Below are 17,647 nucleotides of genomic sequence, written 5' to 3' on the forward strand. Positions count from 1 at the left end.
CTGCCGCTGCACAGAAGCGGCGCGGCGCGCTGGACGCGCGACTCGCTCGTGCCCTGGCCCGTCGAGGCACGGGCGCGCGAAGCGCTCGAGGCCGACGCCGAGACAGCCGAACAAGCGGCGGCCGGCGCGGGGTAGGCCGCGCCCGGGCATGGCTGCGTGGGCGACGCGCGCCGAAGTGAGAAGCCGCCTGCGCCTGGGCCGCCCTGGGCATGGCCGAGCGCGGGTACGCCCAGCCGAGCGAGTCCTACCTCACAGCGCCAGGTCCCAGTGCTGGCTCACGAGGTCGTGGCCGAAGGCGCGGTCCTCTTCTTCGCTCATCAGCTCGTAGCCTTCGGCTTGGTAGATGCGGCGCGCCGAGGCGAGGACGCTGTACGTCCAGAGGGTGATCGTCGAGTAGCCGGCCTGCCGGGCGAAGCGCGTGCACTCGTGCACCAGTCGAGCTCCGATCCCCAGGCCACGTGCCTTGGGGTCGACCAGGAGCAGGCGCAGGCGAGCCACTCCCTCGCGCTCCGGGTGCTTGACCAGGAAGACCGAGCCGACGTTCTCGCCTGCCTTCTCGGCGATCCAGCAGCGCTCGCGCTTGTGGTCGAAGTCGCGCAGGAACGCCGCCGCGATCTCCGCGCAGAGCGCCTCGAAGGATTCGTCCCAGCGGTACTCGCGGTTGTAAAGGGCACCGTGGCGCTGTACGACCCAGCCCATGTCGCCGGCCTGGTGCGGGCGCAGGATGTAGGGCACGCGGTGCTCGGAGCCGGCCCCGAGCAGATCCTCGATGCTGGCCATCGCATCGGTCAGCTTGCGCTGCTCGGCCTCCTCGAGCTCCCGAAGCAAGGCCTCGATCGAGTCGCGAGAGGAGGCGTTGAGCCTGGCGAAAGCTTCCTGACCGGCTCGGGTGAGCGACAGGAGTTGCCTGCGACGGTCCTCCTCCGAGGGTTGTTTGCTGATCAGACCCTTGCGCCCGAACGCGCTCAGGATCCGGCTCAGATAGCCGGCGTCGAGCCCCAGCTCGTCGGCCAGGTGCGTAGCGGTCGTGTGCTCGTGGTGGGCCAGTTCGTACAGGACGCGCCCCTCGGAAAGCGAGAACTCCGTCCGCAGAAGCCGTTCCTCTAGCAGCCCGATCTGGCGGGTATAGAAACGATTGAATCGCCGTACCGACTCGACCCTCTGAGGGAGTTGAACCTGGTCCATGAAGCCTCCGACGCATCGTAAGGTCCATTGCTTGAATAATACGATTAGTTGCTCTTGGCAACCATCTGCCCAAGGGGCGATGCGCACTGCTCATGGTGCAGGGGAGACTCAGGGACCTGCCATCGAGCTTCCCGATGAGAACTCGACCATCTACCCCCCGAAGACCTCGTCGAGGAACGCCTCCAGCTCGGCCCAGCTCTGCTGGTCCGCGGCCTCGTTGTAGGCCAGCGGCAAGCCGAACTCCTCGCCCTTCGCCGTAGCAACCGGATTGGTGAAGGCGTGGACGGCGCCGGGGTAGGCGACGAAGCGCAGGTCGGCGCCGGCGGCCTCCATCTCGGCTTGGAAGGCCTCGACTTCCGCGGGCGGCACGAAGGGGTCGTCGGCGCCGTGGGCGACGAACAGGCGGGCGGTGATGTCGGCCATGCCCGCCGGCGACTCGGTGGCCAGCGAGCCGTGGAAGCTCGCCACCGCGTCCAGGTCGCGGCCGCGCCGCGCCATGTCCAGCGCCACGCCGCCGCCGAAACAGTAGCCGATCGCCGCCATCGCCGACGGATCCGTGGTGGCGTGGTCCTGGAGCAGGGCCAGGGCCGCGTCGAAGCGCGCCGCGCCCGCCTCCATGTCGTTCAGCACCTCCATCATGAAGGTCTGCGCGTCGCCGGGGTGTTCAGCCTGCTTGCCGTCGCCGTACATGTCCAGCGCCAGCGCGGTGTAGCCCATCTCGGCGAGCATGCGCGCTCGCTCGCGCACGTAGTCGTTGTGTCCCCACCACTCGTGCACCACCAGCACGCCCGGGCGCTCGCCGGTGCGGTTGGCGTCGTAGGCGATGTAGCCGGTGAGCGCCACGCCGTCGACCTCGTAGGCGACCTCTTCGCCGACGACGTCGGGCGCGGCCTGGGCCTCGACGGCTTCTCCCGCCGGCGCGTCCGCGGCCTGCTGGTCCGCGGTATCCGCGCAGCCGACCAGCGCGAGAGTCAGGAGGGACACGAGGAGTTTTCTCATGGGATCCACGATTCCTGGTTGCGCGTTCCGCCGGCTACCCGGCGCGAGACACCGAGCCTAGCGACCATCGCACCAACGGGCGAGGGGCTTGGCGAGTTCCTGACGGCGATTGGCCGAGTCATGAAAAGGCCCGACAGCTCCTCTCTAGCGGCCGGGCCTTTCCGTATTGGGTGCGCTACCTGCGCGCCGTCAGTCAGTCGTCCATCGCGCCCATCGTCCAGCTGCCCTCCCAGCGGATCGTGAAGCGCCCGTCATCGCCCATCGCTACGACCTGCGTCGTGCCGCCGCCTTCCATGCCCTCGAACGTACCTGTACCGCCCAGGATCGTCCACGTGCCCCCCTCGGCGTCGTTCCAGTAGGCCAGCCACCACATGTTGCCCTCGCCGTCGCGGCCGGCGCAGTAGCCGGCTGTGCGAATCGGCATGCCATCGGCGGTCGCCAAGCCGGTGCCGGCGCAGTCCTGCGACATCAGGTGGAAGGGGTTCTCGGGATCGTCGGCGATGACGACCCCTTTGAGCGCGTCGCTGGTCCGGAGCCTACCGTCGGGCAGCTCCGTGGCCTGATCGTGGGACGGGACGTAAACGACGTAGCCGCCCCCATCCATCTGCTGTGCGATGCCGCTCGCCGGTTGAGCAAAGACGAGCGCGGCCGCCGCGAACGCGGCGAATGTGAAGCGCGTCATGGGTTCCTCCTGAGGTCCCCGGGGATCGTGGGTGTCCCTTCCTCCAGGATGACCCAGGTGCAACCGCGCCGCAATCGTCCTGGTCGCGACCAAAGCCGGCCGTCGCCCACCTACTACGGCCCTCCGGCTCAGTTGACATATGCCCGATTCAGCATATGTTGAAAACCATGCCACGGACCGCCGCCGCAACCGACGTCTATAGCGCCATCGCCGAGCCGCGGCGACGCGCGATCTTCGCGTTCGTGTGCGCTGAGGAGCGCTCCGTGAACGAGGTCGTGGAGGGACTGCGCATGGATCAGCCCTCCGTTTCGAAGCATCTGCGTATCCTGCGGGAGGTGGACCTGGTGCACGTTCGGCAGGAGGGACGGCGGCGATTCTACTCCGCCAACCGGGACGCGCTCGACCCCGTGCAAAGCTGGATAAGCGAGTGTGAGCGCCTGTGGCACCGGCACCTGGACGCGATCCAGGAGCGCGCCGAATCAGGCCGAGCTTCTCGGCCGCACTCGCACCCGTCTAATACCGACCAACCCCTGGAGGATGGATGACTACCCAGATTACCGAGACGAAGCCGATGAGCGGAGAGTTCACGATCGAGTTGGAGCGCCTGATCGACGCACCGATCGGCGCGGTATGGGAGGCGGTGCTGACCGAAGTGGGGCCGGGCTTCCTCGGGCGGGATTCGACCCCTTTGGGCCTGAAACTGGAGACCTTCCCCGGAGGGCGATGGTACCGTGATCTGTCCAACGACACCGGCCACCTCTGGGGCCACGTGCAATCGATCAAGCCACCGGCGCTGCTGGAGCTCACCGGGCCGCTCTTCATGTCGCTGCCCGTGACCAACAACGTCCTGTATCGGCTGACGGAGGAAGGCGGAAAGACGACGCTGCGGTTCGTGCACTCCGCCTTCGGACCCATCCCCGACGACCTCCCCGACGGTCTGCGCGAAGGCTGGGGTTCGCACGTGGACGCGATCGAGCGAAGGAGCGCACGATGAGCGCTCAATCCCTGGTCGAGCTCCGTCCCTTGGTATCGCGCGTCGACTGGCTGGCCGCGCGCAGGCAGCTACTCGCCGAGGAAAAGGCGATGAGCAAGGCGCTGGACGCGCTGGCCGCGAAGCGCCACGCGCTGCCCTGGGTGCGCGTCGACGAGGACTACGAGTTCCGGACGACGGAGGGCGTCCAGTCGCTGGCCGACCTGTTCGCCGGCAGAGGCCAACTGGTCGTGTATCACTTCATGTTCGGCCCGGACTGGGAGGAGGGCTGCCCGAGTTGCTCGTTCTGGGCCGACAACTTCGACCGCATCGACGTCCACCTGGCGCACCGGGACACGACGTTGCTCGCCGTATCGAACACGTCGGTGGAGAAGATAGAGGCCTACCGGGAGCGCATGGGCTGGAGCTTCAAGTGGGTGTCGTCGCTGGGCACGGACTTCAACCGGGACTTCGCGGTCACCTTCACCCCGCAGGAGCTCGAGGCGGGCGGGGTCGACTACAACTTCACCCTCAGCGCCTTTCCTTCGACCGAAGCTCCGGGGCTCAGCGTGTTTGCTCGTCTGGCCGGCGGCGGCGTCGCGCACGCGTACTCGGCGTTCGCCCGTGGGCTGGACATTTTCAACGGCGCCTACCAGATCCTCGACCTCACGCCCAGCGGACGGGACGAGGGGGATCTGCCATACACGCAGGCGTGGATCCGGCGGCGGGACCAGTACGAGGACTGACGCCCGCCCCCTATCAGCGGGACGACCAGTGGACGTGGCGGATACGCCAGCCATCGGAGGTGCGTACCAGCAGCATGCTCTCCGTGCCTCGTGAGTCGATCTCCCGGTCGCGCCACGCCCCGGTGGTGTGCGCCTGGCTCGTGTACAGAGCGGCGTCGCCCAGCACCGCGACCGACTCCTCGCTGACCACACGATCGGTGGCGGCCGCGAAGGCCATGTCGCCCGGCATGTGCCCGGCGCGGTACTCGGCCAGCGTCTCCGCGTGGCCGCTCTCGTAGATCGTCACGTCGGGGTGCATCCGGGCGATGGCTGCCGCGCTGTCCCCCGCCTCGAGCGCCGCATGGAAGGCGTGGACGACCTCCAGGACCTCCGCCTCGGCGGAGTCGTCCTGGGCGACGGCGGTCACCGGCGCGGCGAGGACGAACCGGACGTCGCGCGTGCGCCCGTTGGCGGCGTTGAACCCGGTCACCGCGCCGCCATCGCCGCGCTCGAAGTCGAGGGTGGCGAACGGGAAGCCGCCGCCGAACGAATCCTCCTTGCCCGGGTTGGGGGTGAGCGTCACGTCGTCCATGCGACGGTGCGTCACCACCAGCTCGCCGTCGCGGGCCACGATCTCCCAGTACGCCTCGACCTCCTCGCCGTAGAAGCGGCCCACGTACTCGGCGAGTTGCTCCTCGGTCAGCGGGTCGCCCTCGACCCGCGTCGCCGGGTGGACGCCGTTCTGGTTCAGCGTCAGCCGGCCCACCGAGCCGTCGTCCTCGCGGTGGAAGGTCACGTGAGCGTCCACGATCACGATCTTGAAGGTCGAGTCGGAGGTCGGCGCTATCTCCAGCTCGGGCTGGCCCGTGCCCTGGATGTGGAATGTCGACTCGTCGCGCCGGAACGTGAGCACGAACGCGGGCATCTCCTCCAGCGAATAGCGCCCGGCGTAGTCGTCGAAGACCTCCGGGTCGAAGTCGGCAGGGTCGTACGCCTCGTCGGACACCGCCACGGCCTCGGACTCGTCCTCGACGAACCGGTCGCCGAAGAACGCCTCGGCCACCTGCGCTGAAATCGCACCGGGGAACGACGCGTAGTTGCTCTGCACGATGAGGCCGGCGTCGAGGTCCGGGAACATGAAGAAGCCCGAACGGTGCGCAACGTCGGCGCCGCCGTGGTGCACGCGCCGCAGGCCGCGGAACTCGTCGACGAACAGGCCCTGCCCGTAGCCCGTCGTGTCACCGTCGGTGAGCACGTAGCGGGTCATCATCTGCCCGACGATGTCCTCCCCGCCCAACTCCGGCTCGAAGTAGTTGGCCATCCAGATCGCCAGGTCGCCCACGGTCGAGTAGATACCGCCGGCACCGGCCGCGCCGCTCAGGTCCGACGCCTCCTTGTAGGCGCCGTCTTCGGTCACGTAACCCATGGACGCGCCCGGCACGATCGTGCGCGGGTCCGCGCGCACCATGGTGTGCTCCATGCCCAGCGGCAGGAACACGTTCTCGCGCATCCACTCCGGGAACGGCTTGCCGCCCACCTTCTCCACCACCTGCGCGAGCAGCCCGAAGCCGGTGTTGTTGTAGTTCCACTCGGCGCCCGGGGCGTTCTGCAGCTCGGGCTGACGGTTGACGATGTCGATCAACTCGGCGCGATCCACGTAGTCGTAGTTCAGGACCCGGCCACCCATCGCCAGCAGGTTCAGGAACTCGCGGTAGCCGCTCGCGTGCGAGAGCAGGTGCCGCAGCGTGATCGTCTCGTCGAACTCCTTGAGGTCGGGCAGGTGCGCGCGCACGTCATCGTCCAGCGACAGCTCGCCGCGCTGCGCCAGGAGGTGGATCGCGAACGCGGTGAACTGCTTGGAGGTGGAGCCGATGTTGGTGCGCGTGTCCACCGTGAACGGCAGCTCGTGCGACAGGTTGGCCAGGCCGTAGCCCTTGGCGAACACGAGTTCTCCGTCCTGCACGACGCCCACCACGCCGCCCGGAGAGCCGGGCCGCTCGAAGCGCGCCATGAGCTGATCCACGCGCACGCCCGTATCGGCGGCGATCGGCTCCACCAGCGCCAGCGCGAACTCGTAGCGCCCGGTCTGCTCCTCGAAGGGAGAGACCTCGATGCGGTAGACGCCCGGCTCCTCGGCGTCGAACGCGAAGAATTCCTCGCCGCGGGCGGGGCCGTCGAAGCGGCCTACGGCTTCGCCGTCCGGGCCCAGAATGGTGACCACCACGTCCAGCGAGATCTGCTCGACCGCGCCGCGCACGTAGGTGTCCGCGCCCAGGTCGAGCGTGAACGCGTGCGTGGCGTCGCCAGGCAGCGAATCCGCCACGGCGACGCCCACCTCTGCGCGCCTGGCCGCCGGTTCGGAGACTTCCTGGGCGGCGACTTCCTGGGCAGCCAGCGGGGTGGCCGTCGGTGCGGCTAACGCGGCGACGAGAAGCGACAGGGCGGTGAATGGCAGAGCTACGGACCTGGGGTTGGTGCGGGTCATGGTTCCTCGTGCGTGCACGTGTGCGCGTTTGCTCCCAACGGCCCTCAGTACGACGGCCGGGGGCGTTTACTTCACCGGCCGCTTAGGTTGCCCCGGAACCTGGTGCACACCTCCTGGAGGAATTCGATGTCGCTCGATCATCGCCCGTGGCGCGGCACCGTTCTCGTTGCGTGCGCGGCCCTGCTGGCCGCCTGCGCGGATGCCGGCGATTCCCCCGAAGCACGCGCGCTCGCCGCCGCCGACCGCTACGCCGAGGCATACTTCGAGCAGTTCCCCGAGGAGGCCTTCGAGGCGGGCTACTCGGGCGCGCCCGCGGACCGCTGGAGCGACCGCTCGGCGGAGGCGCTGGCGGCGTGGGCCGCCACCGAGGACGGCCTGCTCGCGGAGCTACGCGCGATCGACCCCGCGGAGCTCGCGGGCACCGACGCCGAGATCCCCTACGCCTACGCGCTGGACCGGCTGGAGGCCTCGGAAGGCCGACGCGTGTGCCGGCTGGAGCTGTGGAACGTGAGCCCCACGTGGACCGGCTGGCCCGAGGCGTTCCCCACCGTGCTCGGCCAGCAGCCGGTGGACACCGAAGCCAACCGCGCCGCCGCGCTGGCGCGGGTGCGCGACATCGCGCGCTACCTGGACACCGAGATCGCGAACCTGAGCGCGGGCGCCGAGGCGGGCTACGTCGCGGCGCGCGCCGACGTCGACGCGGTCATCGAGCAGGCGGGCGCGCTGCTCGCGCTCTCCGCGGACGAATCGCCCTTCACCGGGCCAGCCTCGCGCGCGGACGACGAGGACTTCGCGGCCGCGCTCGCGGAGGCGGTCGACGACGAGGTGATTCCGGCGATCAGGCGCTACCACGACTACCTGGCGGGCATGTACGCGCCGTCCGCGCGCGAAACCGTCGGCGTATCGGCCAACCCCGACGGCGCCGAGTGCTACCGGGCTTCGGTGCGTCACTACGTCACGCTGGACATCCCGGCCCAGGAGATCCACCAGACCGGATTGCGCGAGATGGAGCGGATCCAGGGCGAGATGCGCGCCATCGCCCAGCGCATGTTCGGCACCACCGACGTGAAGGAGGCGCTGCGGCTGGCGCAGGGCCCGGACTTCACCTTCCGCTCCGAGGAGGGGATCCTCGCCTACACGGGCGACGCGGTGGCGCGCGCCGAGGCCGCCATGCCGCGGGCGTTCGGCTTCGTGCCCGACGCCGAGGTGGAGATCCGACCCTACCCCGCGTTCCAGAAGCGCACCGGCGGCGGCTTCTACAGCGCCGGCCCGGTCGGCCAGCCAGGCGTCTACCAGCTCGGCACCTACGCCCCCGAGGAGCTGAGCAAGGCGGGGCTGGAGGCCACCGCGTTCCACGAGTCCTGGCCGGGTCACCACATGCAGGCGCAGGTGGTGCTGGCGAGCGGCGGCGCGCACCCGGTGCTCAAGTACTTCTACAACTCGGGCATGGGCGAGGGCTGGGCGCTCTACACCGAGCGGTTGGCCGACGAGCTGGGGCTCTACACGGGCGACATCGACCGCCTGGGGATGCTCTCCAACGAAGCGCTGCGCGCCGCGCGGCTGGTGGTGGATCCGGGCATGCACGCGCTCGGGTGGACCCGCGAGCAGGCCGTCACGTACATGCTGGAGAACACCGCCGAGGCGCGCTCGTCGATCGACTACGAGGTGGACCGCTACATCGCGGTGCCCGGCCAGGCGACGGCGTACCTGATCGGCTCGCTGGAGATCCAGCGGCTGCGCGCGGACGCCGAGGGGCGACTGGGCGACGGGTTCGACCTGCGCGGATTCCACGACCTGGTCCTGCAGAACGGCACGATTTCGCTGACGATGCTGGGCGAGCAGGTGGAGCGCTGGATCGCCGAACAGGAAGTGGAGGCCGACCAGACCGTCGCCGTGGTCGCGGTGCTCGACGAGCTGCACGCGGCCGCGTCGGCCGCCGACTTCGACCGCTACTTCGGCGTGTACACCGAGGACGCGGTGTTCATGGGCACCGACGCCACCGAGCGCTGGACGATCGGCGAGTTCAGGGACTACGCGCGCGCGCCGTTCTCGGAGGGCCGCGGCTGGACCTACACGGTCACCGAGCGGCACGTCTTCTTCTCGGCCGATGGCGCCACCGCGTGGTTCGACGAGCGGCTGGACAACGCCAACCTGGGCGAAACGCGCGGCACCGGCGTGCTGGTGCGCGCGGACGGGGACTGGAAGGTGGCGCACTACAACCTGACGATTCCCGTGCCGAACGAGCTGGCGCGGGATCTCGTCGAGAGGATCAGGGGGCTGGACGGGTCGTGAGGTCGCTCGAGGTCGAGGTCTACAGCGATTACACGTGCCCGTGGTGCTACGTGGGCTGGGCGCGGCTGGAGAAGCTGCGCGCGGAGCTGGCGGAAGAGGTGACGCTGGAGGTCCGCTGGCGGCCCTTCGAGATCCACCCCGAGGTGCCCGCCGAGGGCATGCCGGTGGAGGATCTGCACTACACCCCGGAGGTCTGGGCGGCGATGATGGAGAGCCTGCGTCACAACGCCGCCGCCGAGGGGCTCGAGGTGGCGCAGAGGCCGCTGGTGGCCAACACCCATGAGGCGCTCGCCGCCGGCACTTGGGCGCAGACCGAGCACCCCGACGCCTTCCCAGCCGTCCACGCCGCGCTCTTCCGCGCCTACTTCGCGGAGGGCCGCAACATCGGCGACCGCGCGGTGCTGCGCGAAGTCGTGGAGGGCGCCGGCCTGGACGGCGCGGAGCTGGACGCGGCGCTCGACAGCGGCCGCTACGACCGCGCGATAGCGGACACGTTCGCCGACGCCATGCGGCTGGGCATCAACGGCACGCCCACCTTCGTGTTCGGCGGCCGCTACGGCACGGCGGGCGCGCAACCGGTGGAGGTGCTGCGGCGCGGCGCCGAGCGAGCTCTCGCCGAGGAAGTCTCGGAGGCTACTCCAGAGGGGTGATCTCCAGCCCCTCCCGGTCCGCTATCCTGCCGTACAGGCCCCAGCCCCCGAAGATCTCGCCCACCGCTATCACCAGCGTGTTGTCCCCCGCGTCCAGCGGCAGGTAGACCGCCGCCTGCTCCTGCAGCAGCAGCCCCTGGCGCCGCGGAAAGTTGGTGCTGAACGCGTTGCGCATGGTGGCTATCAGGCGCCCGTTCAGGAAGACGCTGGCGTCGTCGCTGAAGCCGAGGCGCAGGCGCACGGTGCGCGCGTCCGCTGAGCGAATGCGCACGCCAGCGAGCACCGCGCTGATGCCGCCCTGGACGCGCCCGGCGTGGCGGTCGAGCTCCAGCACGCCGTTCTCCGCTACCCCCACCGCGCGCCACCCCGACGGCACCGGGTCGGGCAGCTCCAGCACGTCGTCGCCGGACCGCGCGAAGGTGCCGCTCAGCGCCCACCGCCCGATGATGCCGGGCAGCTCCTTCTCGACGGCGGGCGGCTCGAATGCGTAGCTGGTCTCACCGTGGCGGATCACGATGTCGCGCACCGCGGCGGTGGGCGGGTCATCCCCGGTGGCGCCGGGGTGGTTGCCCCAGAACGCGATGAAGCCGCGCTCGACGCCGGCGCGCAGGCGATCGGCGACCAATTGCGGCTCCTCCGCGTCGCCCACGAACAGCGCCGCCTGCGAGCCGCGCACCTCGATGCGAACCCTCTGCCACTCGCGCGCGGCGAAGCGCGCGGGCGCGGTGGCGTCCGGGCCGTGGTAGATCTGCCACTGCCCGCGGCCGCCGTAGTCGGGGGTGTACTGGGTGGCATCCGCCAGGCCGGTCTTGTGCAGACGCAGGTAGACGTCCTCGCCGTCTCCGTTCTCCTGCGTCCGGAAGACGACGCCCAGGAACGCGCGCCGGTCCGTCGGGCGCATCTCGAACTCGATGGTGCCGTCGCGGAAGTCGATGTCCTCGCGCAACGCCACGCCGGAGCGAAGCACCAGCGCGGGCGCGCCGTCCACGTCGCGGACTTCGGCCTCTCTATCGAAGGACCACGCCGGGTCGTCGAGGTCGAGCCTGACCTCCTGGCCGGTCACCGGCGCCGCCGCCAGCGCGATCAACGCCAGCGCGGCGGCGAAAGCCGGCAACGCCGGGCCGCTGGAGTCGACGCGATCCGTGCGCGCGGGCGTTGGGCTAGCGGGCGGAAACGCTGCGTTCATGGTCGGTCTCCCGAGGCTTCGTGCTTGTCTCGCTTCCCCTGTCTGGACAATTTTGGATGCATGGGGGTTGACCAGGGCTCGTGGAAGCGGCCCGGGCCCGAGCAAAGGAGGAACCCATGAAGATCTCCACGATTCTTCAGCGGAAGGGCGATTCCGTAGTCACCATCCACCCGGACGCCACCGTGCTGGAGGCCATGCGGCTGCTCATGAAGCACCGCATCGGCGGCGTGGTGGTGGTGCGAGGAGCCGCGCCGGTGGGCATCCTCACCGAGCGCGACGTGCTGCGGGTGGGCGCGGAGGACCCCAGCCACCTCACGACCGAGGTCGTCGAGGCCGTGATGACGCACGAACTCATCACGGCGAGCCCCGATGACGACATCGACCACGTGATGCACGTGATGACCGAGCACCGGATCCGCCACCTGCCGATCGTCGTGAACGGCGCGCTGACGGGGATCGTGTCGATCGGGGACGTCGTGAACACCGTGCGACTCGAGGCCCAGAACGAGAACCAGCAGCTCAGGGCCTACATCCAGGGCGCCAGGTAGGCACGACGCGCGCGGCTATTCGACCGCGGGCGCGATGTTCTGGTTCATGCGCAGCAGATTGTCGGGGTCGTAGCGCGCCTTGAGCGCCGCCAGGCGCGCGAAGTGGTCTCCGTAGGCGCGCTGCACCGCGTCCGTTTCGTCCTCGGGCATGAAATTCACGTAGGCGCTGCCGGTCGCGTGCGGCGCCGTCGCATCGAAGAGCTCCCTCGCCCAACGAACGCACTCATCGTCCACAGCCGGGTCCTGCCAGCGGGCGTGCACGTTCATGATGTAATTCACGTCGCGGTTCGGGTACGCCGTGGCGTCCGGGGCAATGCGACCCATCTCGCCGCCCACCTGCGCCAAGAAGAGCTCGCACTCCGGGGTGGGAAGCCTGCCGGCGGCGCTCACGAACGCGTCCAGGAAGCCGTCGGACAGCTCCAGGAAATCGTGCGACTTCCAGTAGTTGCGCGCGCCCGGGGTCAGTAGCGGGTCGAAAGCCTGCTGCCAGTCCACGTAGGGCGTGGGGCCGATCACGTCCGCGATGGGGCTGCCGAAATCGCGTAGCGGCTGCAGCGCGCGCTCGCCTTCCGCCATGTCGCCTCCGTGGAAGGCCGGGACCACGACCACGTTCCGGCCGTGCCACTCCTCCGGCAGGAAGGGCAGCGGCGGCGCCTGGCGCAGCACCACCCAGGCCGACGTGTCGTCCCCCAGCGTGGGCGCGAACTTCCGGTAGAAGCGCAGAAAGTCGCCCGCATCGTCGCCCGGGTGCACGATGAGCCCGGCCAGGATCTCCGGGCCCACCGGATACAGGCGAAATTCGAACGAGCTGACGACGCCGAAATTGCCGCCCCCGCCTCGAATCGCCCAGAACAGGTCGGGCTCGTCCTCCGCGCTGGCGCGCACGCGGCGGCCGGAGGGCAGGATCACGTCCGCGGACAGCAGATTGTCGATGGTCATGCCGTAGCGGCGGCTCAGCCAGCCGAAGCCCCCACCCAGCGTGAATCCGGCGATCCCGGTGGTCGAGTTGATCCCCGCGGGGGTGGTCAGGCCGTGAGCCTGCACGGCGGCGTCGAAGTCTCCCAGCGTGGCGCCCGGCCCCACCCGTGCGGTGCGCGTCTCGGCGTCCACCTCCACGCCGTTCATGTCCTCCAGGCTGATCATCAGGCCGCCGTCACACACCGCGTTGCCGGCGATGTTGTGGCCGCCTCCGCGCACGGACACGAGCAGCCGATGCCGGGCCGCCAGCGCGAGCGCGGCGGCGACGTCGTCCGCATCCGCGCACCGGGCGATCAGCACCGGCCAGCGATCGATCATGGCGTTCCAGATGGCACGCGACTCGTCGTAGTCGTCGTCGGCGGCGCTCAGAAGGCGCCCGGAAAAACCCGCGCCCAGCGCCTGCACCTCGGCCTCGGCGACGGTGATCTCGCCGCCGTCGATCGTACGAAAAGTGACATCCGGCATGAGGGTCTCCGGTAGGGTTGGCGGCGTTCACGGCGTCTCCTGAGTGAGCGCCGCGTGGCCGGACCCTCTAAATACGGCTGGCGGTCCGGCCGAGCAACGAAGCGTGAGCCGGGGCTGACTCCGACTCGCGCACCTATGGTCTCACCGCGCCCAGCATCGACTCCGTGTCGGCAATCCAGATGTCGCGCCCACCCGGATTGGCGCCGTAGATGAGTCGATCGCCCAGCCAATCGGGCCACGACTCGCTGCCCGGCGTGTCGGTCACGCGACGCACCTCGCCGCCCAGCATAGCGACGTAGAGGTCGGGCGCCCCGTCCCTGGTCGACAGGAACGCGATGCGGGCGCCGTCTGGCGACCAGCGCGCGCCCTCCCCCGCCCCCACGCGCGTCTCCGATTCCAGGCGTCCGGCGACGACCAGCGCGCGTCTGATCACCCCTTCCACGGCGTAAAGGAGCGCCCCGTCCGCGGCGCAGTCGCTGGTCCTCTTGTCCCCCGGACCGTCGGTGAGGCGCGTGGGGCTCCCGCCCGCGGGGTCGATCGCCCACAACTGGTCCGGCCCCTCGGCCGCGCGCGAATGCTCGCGCGTGTACACGACGGTCCCGCCGCACCAGACGGGCTGGCGCACGTAGCCGTGCTCGGTCACGGTGCGGATCTCGCCCGTCGCCAACTCCAGCAGCCCCACCTGGGTGGTGCGCGGGCCGCCCCCCGGGCTGCGCTCGAACGCGATCATGGCGCCGTCGGGAGACCACGCAGGCCGGGCGTTGTAGGTGATTTCCTCCGTCAGGCGAGTGACGGCGCCGGAGCCGACGTCGAGCACGAAAAGGTCGGCCTCGGTGCCCACGTCGGTCGACTCGAACGCTATGCGCGAGCCGTCCGGCGAAGCCACCGCCTCCACGGCGTCCCGGCCACCGTCGGTCAGCGGCTCGGGGTCTCCGCCGTCCGTCGACACCACGAAGATCTGCTCCTTGGAGCGCAGGTAGCTGAACGCCAGCCGGCGGCCGTCCGGCGACCAGGAGTGGAGTCCGCCGGCCCGCCCGTCGGTCGCGATGGGCACCGCCACGGTCCCGTCCGCGCTGGAAACCCACACGCCCGACTTGGATACGCGGTCCGAGGAGTAGGCGATCCAGGCGCCGTCGGGCGACCAGGTGGGACGAAAATCCTCGACCGGCAGGTCGGTCACGCGCGTGAGCTCGCCGGTCGCGACGTCGGCGCTCCAAACCTCCGTCATCTCGTCGTCCCACGTCGTATAGAAGACGACGCGGTCGCCGACGGGCGACCACTGGGGCCACCACTCCTCGCCCGCGTGGGTCGTTATCCGGACCCAGTCGCCACCATCGACGGGCACTCCGAACACGTCCTGCTCCTCGCCGTAACGGATCACCAGCACGTGCCTCCCGTCGGGCGACCAGCCGTAGGGGACGTGGTCCGCGCCCGGGCCGGTGAGTCGGCGCCTGTCCGCGCCGTCCGGGCGCGCGATCCAGGTCTGGTTCCCGTGCTCGGCGCGTCCCGCGAACGCTATCCACTCCCCGTCGGGGGACCAGCGCGGACGGCCGGCCCGGTCGGCGGGGTCGGTCACGCGGCTCGGAGGGCCGCCTCCCGCCGGTGTGAGCCACACCGCGGATGCGCCCCCGGCGATCGATACGAACGCGATCCTGGACCCATCGGGCGACCACGCCGGCTCGCCTTCGTCGGCGTCCGAGACGGCGACCGCCGTGAGCTCTCCGGTGGCCACTTCCACGACGCGTATGTCCCGGTTGCCGCGCTCGTCGCTGGTGAAGGCGACCCGGTCCCCGTCAGGTGAAAAGACCGGCTGAGTCTCGTCGCCGGGGAGGCTCGTCAGACGTGCCAAAGAGGATGGATGGTCGGGCAGGGAGGACACTTCGTCGGGCGGAGGACCGCAGGCGGTCACGCCGAGCACACCCACGAGCAGTGATCTCGGGAGCGCCGGTCGGGGGGTCGGTGGCATGGCTTCCTCGAGTCGCGCGGCGGCGGCGGCGCGTCAAACACCCCGTCCGATTCGGTGTTCCCCCCGAACCTGCCGCTCTCTTTTCGGTACCAACCAACTCGTTCGAGATTTGAACTGGTTGCCCATCGGCCGCGAAGGACACACCCGCATGTTGCTCGACGCGATCAAATCCCTGCTCGGGGGCAAGACGGACCAGGCCGACTCCGCCGCCGACGAGGCGTCTGCCTCCGACGACGCGGCATCAGCCGAGGCCGCGGCATCGCCCGACCACCCCGACATCAACCCCGTCCACCTGGCCGCCTGCACGCTGCTGCTCGAGGTCGCGTACGCCGACGGCGAGTTCACCGACGACGAACAGGTCCACCTGGAGGAGGTGCTCGAGAGGCACTTCCGGCTGCCTCCTTCGGCCGGCCGCAAGCTGCTCGAAGTGGCTGACGTGGAGCGCCGCAGCGCCATCGATCACTACAAGTTCACTTCGATCCTGAAGGAGAACTACGACCTGGGGCAGAAGATGGTGCTGGCCGAGGTCATGTGGGGGCTGGTGCTGGCCGATGGGGTGGTGGCCGAGCACGAGCAGTACCTGACCCGCAAGATCGCCAACCTGCTGGACCTCAAGCCGGGCTACCTGTCGGCGGCGAAGAAGAACGCCGGGGGCTGATCGGAGCGGGCGCGCCGCGCGCAGGTAAGCCTAGCTACAATTGAAGTCGTTCTCGCCGACGGGGCGGCACGACGACGGGTAGCCGAACTCCTGCCAGAACTCGACGAAGCCTCCGGCACGCATCCAGTCGTGGAACTCGGGGCTCCGCCTGACGGGCGCAAAGCGTGGGTCATCGAATACCCATGGCAGGTCAAAGGCGGATACATCCCCCGAGTCCACCCGTGCCGCCAGAAGCTCGACGGCCCTGTCGGCCGCGCCCACGTCCGCGGCGACGATGAGCGTGTGCCTGTCGACCTCCAGCGCGTCGACGAGACCCCGGGTGAATTCTCCGTGCTCGGCCAGGTGGGCCGTCAAGGTTCGCGCGTTCTCCATATGTGCAGCGGCACGCTCGGGCACCGTGGCCGCAAAGCGCGCTGCGTATCGGGTGTACCCTTCCACGTCCCCCGCCAGCACGAGGGCGTCGGCCCCGAACCAGAGCACCGGACCGAAGCCGGGGTCCAGGGTCGCGGCGCGTTCGAACTCCCTGATGGCGGCCGGATAGTCGCCCGCGCCCGTGAGCGCCATGGCGTACGCCAGGATGTTGACCGGCATGGGGTCGAGCGCGACCATGCGCTCGGCCAGCTCGACCGCCTGCGCGTTGAGGCCGTAGGCGAAAAGCGTCCCGACCATGTCCTCCATTACCAGCGAATTCGATGGGTCGATGTCGAGGGCGCGGCGGTAGTAGCGCATGACCTCCCGACCGTCGCGGCTGGCCTTGCCCATGGCGTGCAGCGCGGCGGGCAGGTCGGGGGCGAGACGGTGCGCGGTCTCGGCGGCCACGCGAACCTCGGCGTTGATGCTGTCGCGCTCCGCCCGAGTCACCTCCAGGCCTTCTTGCGAGGCCCAGATGCCGTACTGGTCCAGCGCGCGGGCCAGCGTCGCCCAGGCGGGGGCGAAATCGGGATCCAACTCGACCGCGACTTTCAGCGAGTCGATCGCCTCGTCGATGCGGGTACGCGCCCGCCACAGGGCGAGACTCTGCAGGTAGAGATCGTAGGCTCTCCTGTTGTCGGTACGGCTCGCTACGACCGGCGTCTCCGTCAGGTTCAACTCCACGCTGAGCGCCTCGGCGATGGAGGTGGATATCTCCTCTTGAACCGCGAAGATGTCGTCCAGGTCGCGGTCGTATTGGTCCGTCCAGAGGTGGAAGCCCGTTTCGGTCTCGATGAGCTGCGCGGTTATGCGCACGGCCTCGCCCTGCCTCCTGACGCTGCCCTCCAGGATGTGCTGCACCCCCAGGTCACGCCCGACCTCGCGCAGGTCCGGGTTCTGGCCCTTGTACTGGAAAGCGCTGGTGCGGGCGGCGACGCGCAGCTCGCGGATCTTGGCCAGGGCGTTGAGGATCTCCTCGGTGATGCCGTCGGAGAAGTACTCCTGCTCGGGGTCGCTCGACATGTTGGCGAAGGGCAGCACCGCGATGGAGGGCGGAGCCGCCTCGACGGTCGTCGTCGCGGCTTCGGGCGCCGCGCTCGCCCCCGCGAACCTGCTCTCCCAGACGAAGTAGCCGAGCGCGATGACGAGACCGCCGATGATGAGGCGATTCAGCCGCCGACCGGTGGACGGTACGAGGGAGGGGCTCGCGTCTACCTCCGCCATCCGCTTCACCCCCTGCGGCGTGATCTCGAAGGCCCAGGCCAGGAACACCGCCACGGGCAGGCCCAAGCCGAGCGCCACGATCAGCATGCGCATGACCCAGTCGGGCGCGCCGAAGGACTCCGCCGCCAGGTCCACCACCTGCAACGCCAGCCAGGCGACCACCGCGTAGGCCGCGGCCACGCGGAAGACGTGCCGGCGCTTGAGCTCCTCGAGGAAGTTCATG

At 69.7% G+C, this 17,647-nt stretch carries 15 protein-coding genes; 7 read left to right on the forward strand and 8 right to left on the reverse strand.

The window, feature by feature from the left end; genetic code table 11:
* Positions 1-249 precede the first annotated feature (249 nt).
* The 3 genes from ABFS34_02430 to ABFS34_02440 form a co-directional block, all read right to left on the reverse strand.
* Positions 250-1,185, reverse strand: a complete 936-nt coding sequence (locus tag ABFS34_02430; protein MEN8374286.1) for a helix-turn-helix domain-containing GNAT family N-acetyltransferase — start codon at positions 1,183-1,185, stop codon at positions 250-252.
* A 150-nt stretch (positions 1,186-1,335) separates the two neighbouring features.
* A complete protein-coding gene (locus ABFS34_02435) occupies positions 1,336-2,184 on the reverse strand; it encodes a dienelactone hydrolase family protein (GenBank protein ID MEN8374287.1) in 849 nt (282 codons plus the stop codon).
* A gap of 193 nt (positions 2,185-2,377) precedes the next feature.
* Positions 2,378-2,866: a hypothetical protein gene (locus ABFS34_02440; GenBank protein ID MEN8374288.1), complete on the reverse strand. Its 489-nt coding sequence runs from the start codon at positions 2,864-2,866 to the stop codon at positions 2,378-2,380.
* 167 nt (positions 2,867-3,033) lie between these two features.
* On the opposite strand from ABFS34_02440, the gene ABFS34_02445 reads away from it, so the two are divergent.
* From ABFS34_02445 to ABFS34_02455, 3 genes are read left to right on the forward strand one after another with little or no spacing between them, the layout of a single operon-like run.
* Positions 3,034-3,411: a metalloregulator ArsR/SmtB family transcription factor gene (locus tag ABFS34_02445; GenBank protein ID MEN8374289.1), complete on the forward strand. Its 378-nt coding sequence runs from the start codon at positions 3,034-3,036 to the stop codon at positions 3,409-3,411.
* Positions 3,408-3,860, forward strand: a complete 453-nt coding sequence (locus tag ABFS34_02450; protein ID MEN8374290.1) for an SRPBCC domain-containing protein — start codon at positions 3,408-3,410, stop codon at positions 3,858-3,860. Before ABFS34_02445 ends, ABFS34_02450 begins: the two co-directional genes overlap by 4 nt.
* The gene (locus ABFS34_02455) at positions 3,857-4,582 is read left to right on the forward strand and encodes a thioredoxin family protein (GenBank protein ID MEN8374291.1); all 726 of its coding nucleotides are present in this window, start codon (positions 3,857-3,859) and stop codon (positions 4,580-4,582) included. Before ABFS34_02450 ends, ABFS34_02455 begins: the two co-directional genes overlap by 4 nt.
* 13 nt (positions 4,583-4,595) lie before the next feature.
* Here the strand turns inward: ABFS34_02455 and ABFS34_02460 are convergent, their stop codons facing one another.
* Entirely contained in the window at positions 4,596-7,046 is a 2,451-nt protein-coding gene (locus tag ABFS34_02460) for a serine hydrolase (GenBank protein ID MEN8374292.1), read from the reverse strand.
* Between the two features lie 126 nt (positions 7,047-7,172).
* Here ABFS34_02460 and ABFS34_02465 point away from each other — a divergent pair, with 126 nt between their 5' ends.
* Positions 7,173-9,338 (forward strand): DUF885 family protein, encoded by a 2,166-nt coding sequence (locus ABFS34_02465; GenBank protein MEN8374293.1) that lies wholly within the window; start codon positions 7,173-7,175, stop codon positions 9,336-9,338.
* A complete protein-coding gene (locus ABFS34_02470; GenBank protein MEN8374294.1) occupies positions 9,335-9,988 on the forward strand; it encodes a DsbA family oxidoreductase in 654 nt (217 codons plus the stop codon). The genes ABFS34_02465 and ABFS34_02470 overlap by 4 nt, the downstream gene beginning before the upstream one ends.
* On the opposite strand, the gene ABFS34_02475 is transcribed toward ABFS34_02470, so the two are convergent.
* Positions 9,972-11,174, reverse strand: coding sequence for a family 16 glycoside hydrolase (locus tag ABFS34_02475; GenBank protein ID MEN8374295.1), 1,203 nt, complete (start codon positions 11,172-11,174; stop codon positions 9,972-9,974). The two genes, ABFS34_02470 and ABFS34_02475, sit on opposite strands and share 17 nt — an antisense overlap.
* A gap of 116 nt (positions 11,175-11,290) precedes the next feature.
* On the opposite strand from ABFS34_02475, the gene ABFS34_02480 reads away from it, so the two are divergent.
* Complete coding sequence (locus tag ABFS34_02480) at positions 11,291-11,722, forward strand: CBS domain-containing protein (protein ID MEN8374296.1); 432 nt, start codon at positions 11,291-11,293, stop codon at positions 11,720-11,722.
* Between the two features lie 15 nt (positions 11,723-11,737).
* On the opposite strand, the gene ABFS34_02485 is transcribed toward ABFS34_02480, so the two are convergent.
* Together ABFS34_02485 and ABFS34_02490 are read right to left on the reverse strand one after the other, a co-directional pair.
* Positions 11,738-13,165 (reverse strand): FAD-binding oxidoreductase, encoded by a 1,428-nt coding sequence (locus tag ABFS34_02485; GenBank protein ID MEN8374297.1) that lies wholly within the window; start codon positions 13,163-13,165, stop codon positions 11,738-11,740.
* 133 nt (positions 13,166-13,298) lie between these two features.
* On the reverse strand, positions 13,299-15,131 hold the full coding sequence (locus ABFS34_02490) for a hypothetical protein (protein ID MEN8374298.1): 1,833 nt from the start codon (positions 15,129-15,131) through the stop codon (positions 13,299-13,301).
* A 109-nt stretch (positions 15,132-15,240) separates the two neighbouring features.
* Here ABFS34_02490 and ABFS34_02495 point away from each other — a divergent pair, with 109 nt between their 5' ends.
* Entirely contained in the window at positions 15,241-15,789 is a 549-nt protein-coding gene (locus ABFS34_02495; GenBank protein ID MEN8374299.1) for a TerB family tellurite resistance protein, read from the forward strand.
* A 30-nt stretch (positions 15,790-15,819) separates the two neighbouring features.
* Here ABFS34_02495 and ABFS34_02500 read toward each other — a convergent pair whose 3' ends face one another.
* Complete coding sequence (locus ABFS34_02500; GenBank protein MEN8374300.1) at positions 15,820-17,646, reverse strand: hypothetical protein; 1,827 nt, start codon at positions 17,644-17,646, stop codon at positions 15,820-15,822.
* Between the last annotated feature and the right edge of the window lies 1 nt (position 17,647).

It is taken from the genome of Gemmatimonadota bacterium, assembly GCA_039715185.1.
In the GTDB taxonomy this organism is placed as follows: domain Bacteria; phylum Gemmatimonadota; class Gemmatimonadetes; order Longimicrobiales; family RSA9; genus DATHRK01.

Coding starts and splice junctions, on each gene's coding strand:
- ABFS34_02465 (MEN8374293.1), top strand. CDS start 7,173: ATGTCGCTCGATCATCGCCCGTGGCGCGGCACCGTTCTCGTTGCGTGC.
- ABFS34_02450 (MEN8374290.1), top strand. CDS start 3,408: ATGACTACCCAGATTACCGAGACGAAGCCGATGAGCGGAGAGTTCACG.
- ABFS34_02460 (MEN8374292.1), bottom strand. CDS start 7,046: ATGACCCGCACCAACCCCAGGTCCGTAGCTCTGCCATTCACCGCCCTG.
- ABFS34_02445 (MEN8374289.1), top strand. CDS start 3,034: ATGCCACGGACCGCCGCCGCAACCGACGTCTATAGCGCCATCGCCGAG.
- ABFS34_02480 (MEN8374296.1), top strand. CDS start 11,291: ATGAAGATCTCCACGATTCTTCAGCGGAAGGGCGATTCCGTAGTCACC.
- ABFS34_02440 (MEN8374288.1), bottom strand. CDS start 2,866: ATGACGCGCTTCACATTCGCCGCGTTCGCGGCGGCCGCGCTCGTCTTT.
- ABFS34_02430 (MEN8374286.1), bottom strand. CDS start 1,185: ATGGACCAGGTTCAACTCCCTCAGAGGGTCGAGTCGGTACGGCGATTC.
- ABFS34_02475 (MEN8374295.1), bottom strand. CDS start 11,174: ATGAACGCAGCGTTTCCGCCCGCTAGCCCAACGCCCGCGCGCACGGAT.
- ABFS34_02490 (MEN8374298.1), bottom strand. CDS start 15,131: ATGCCACCGACCCCCCGACCGGCGCTCCCGAGATCACTGCTCGTGGGT.
- ABFS34_02500 (MEN8374300.1), bottom strand. CDS start 17,646: ATGAACTTCCTCGAGGAGCTCAAGCGCCGGCACGTCTTCCGCGTGGCC.
- ABFS34_02435 (MEN8374287.1), bottom strand. CDS start 2,184: ATGAGAAAACTCCTCGTGTCCCTCCTGACTCTCGCGCTGGTCGGCTGC.
- ABFS34_02485 (MEN8374297.1), bottom strand. CDS start 13,165: ATGCCGGATGTCACTTTTCGTACGATCGACGGCGGCGAGATCACCGTC.
- ABFS34_02455 (MEN8374291.1), top strand. CDS start 3,857: ATGAGCGCTCAATCCCTGGTCGAGCTCCGTCCCTTGGTATCGCGCGTC.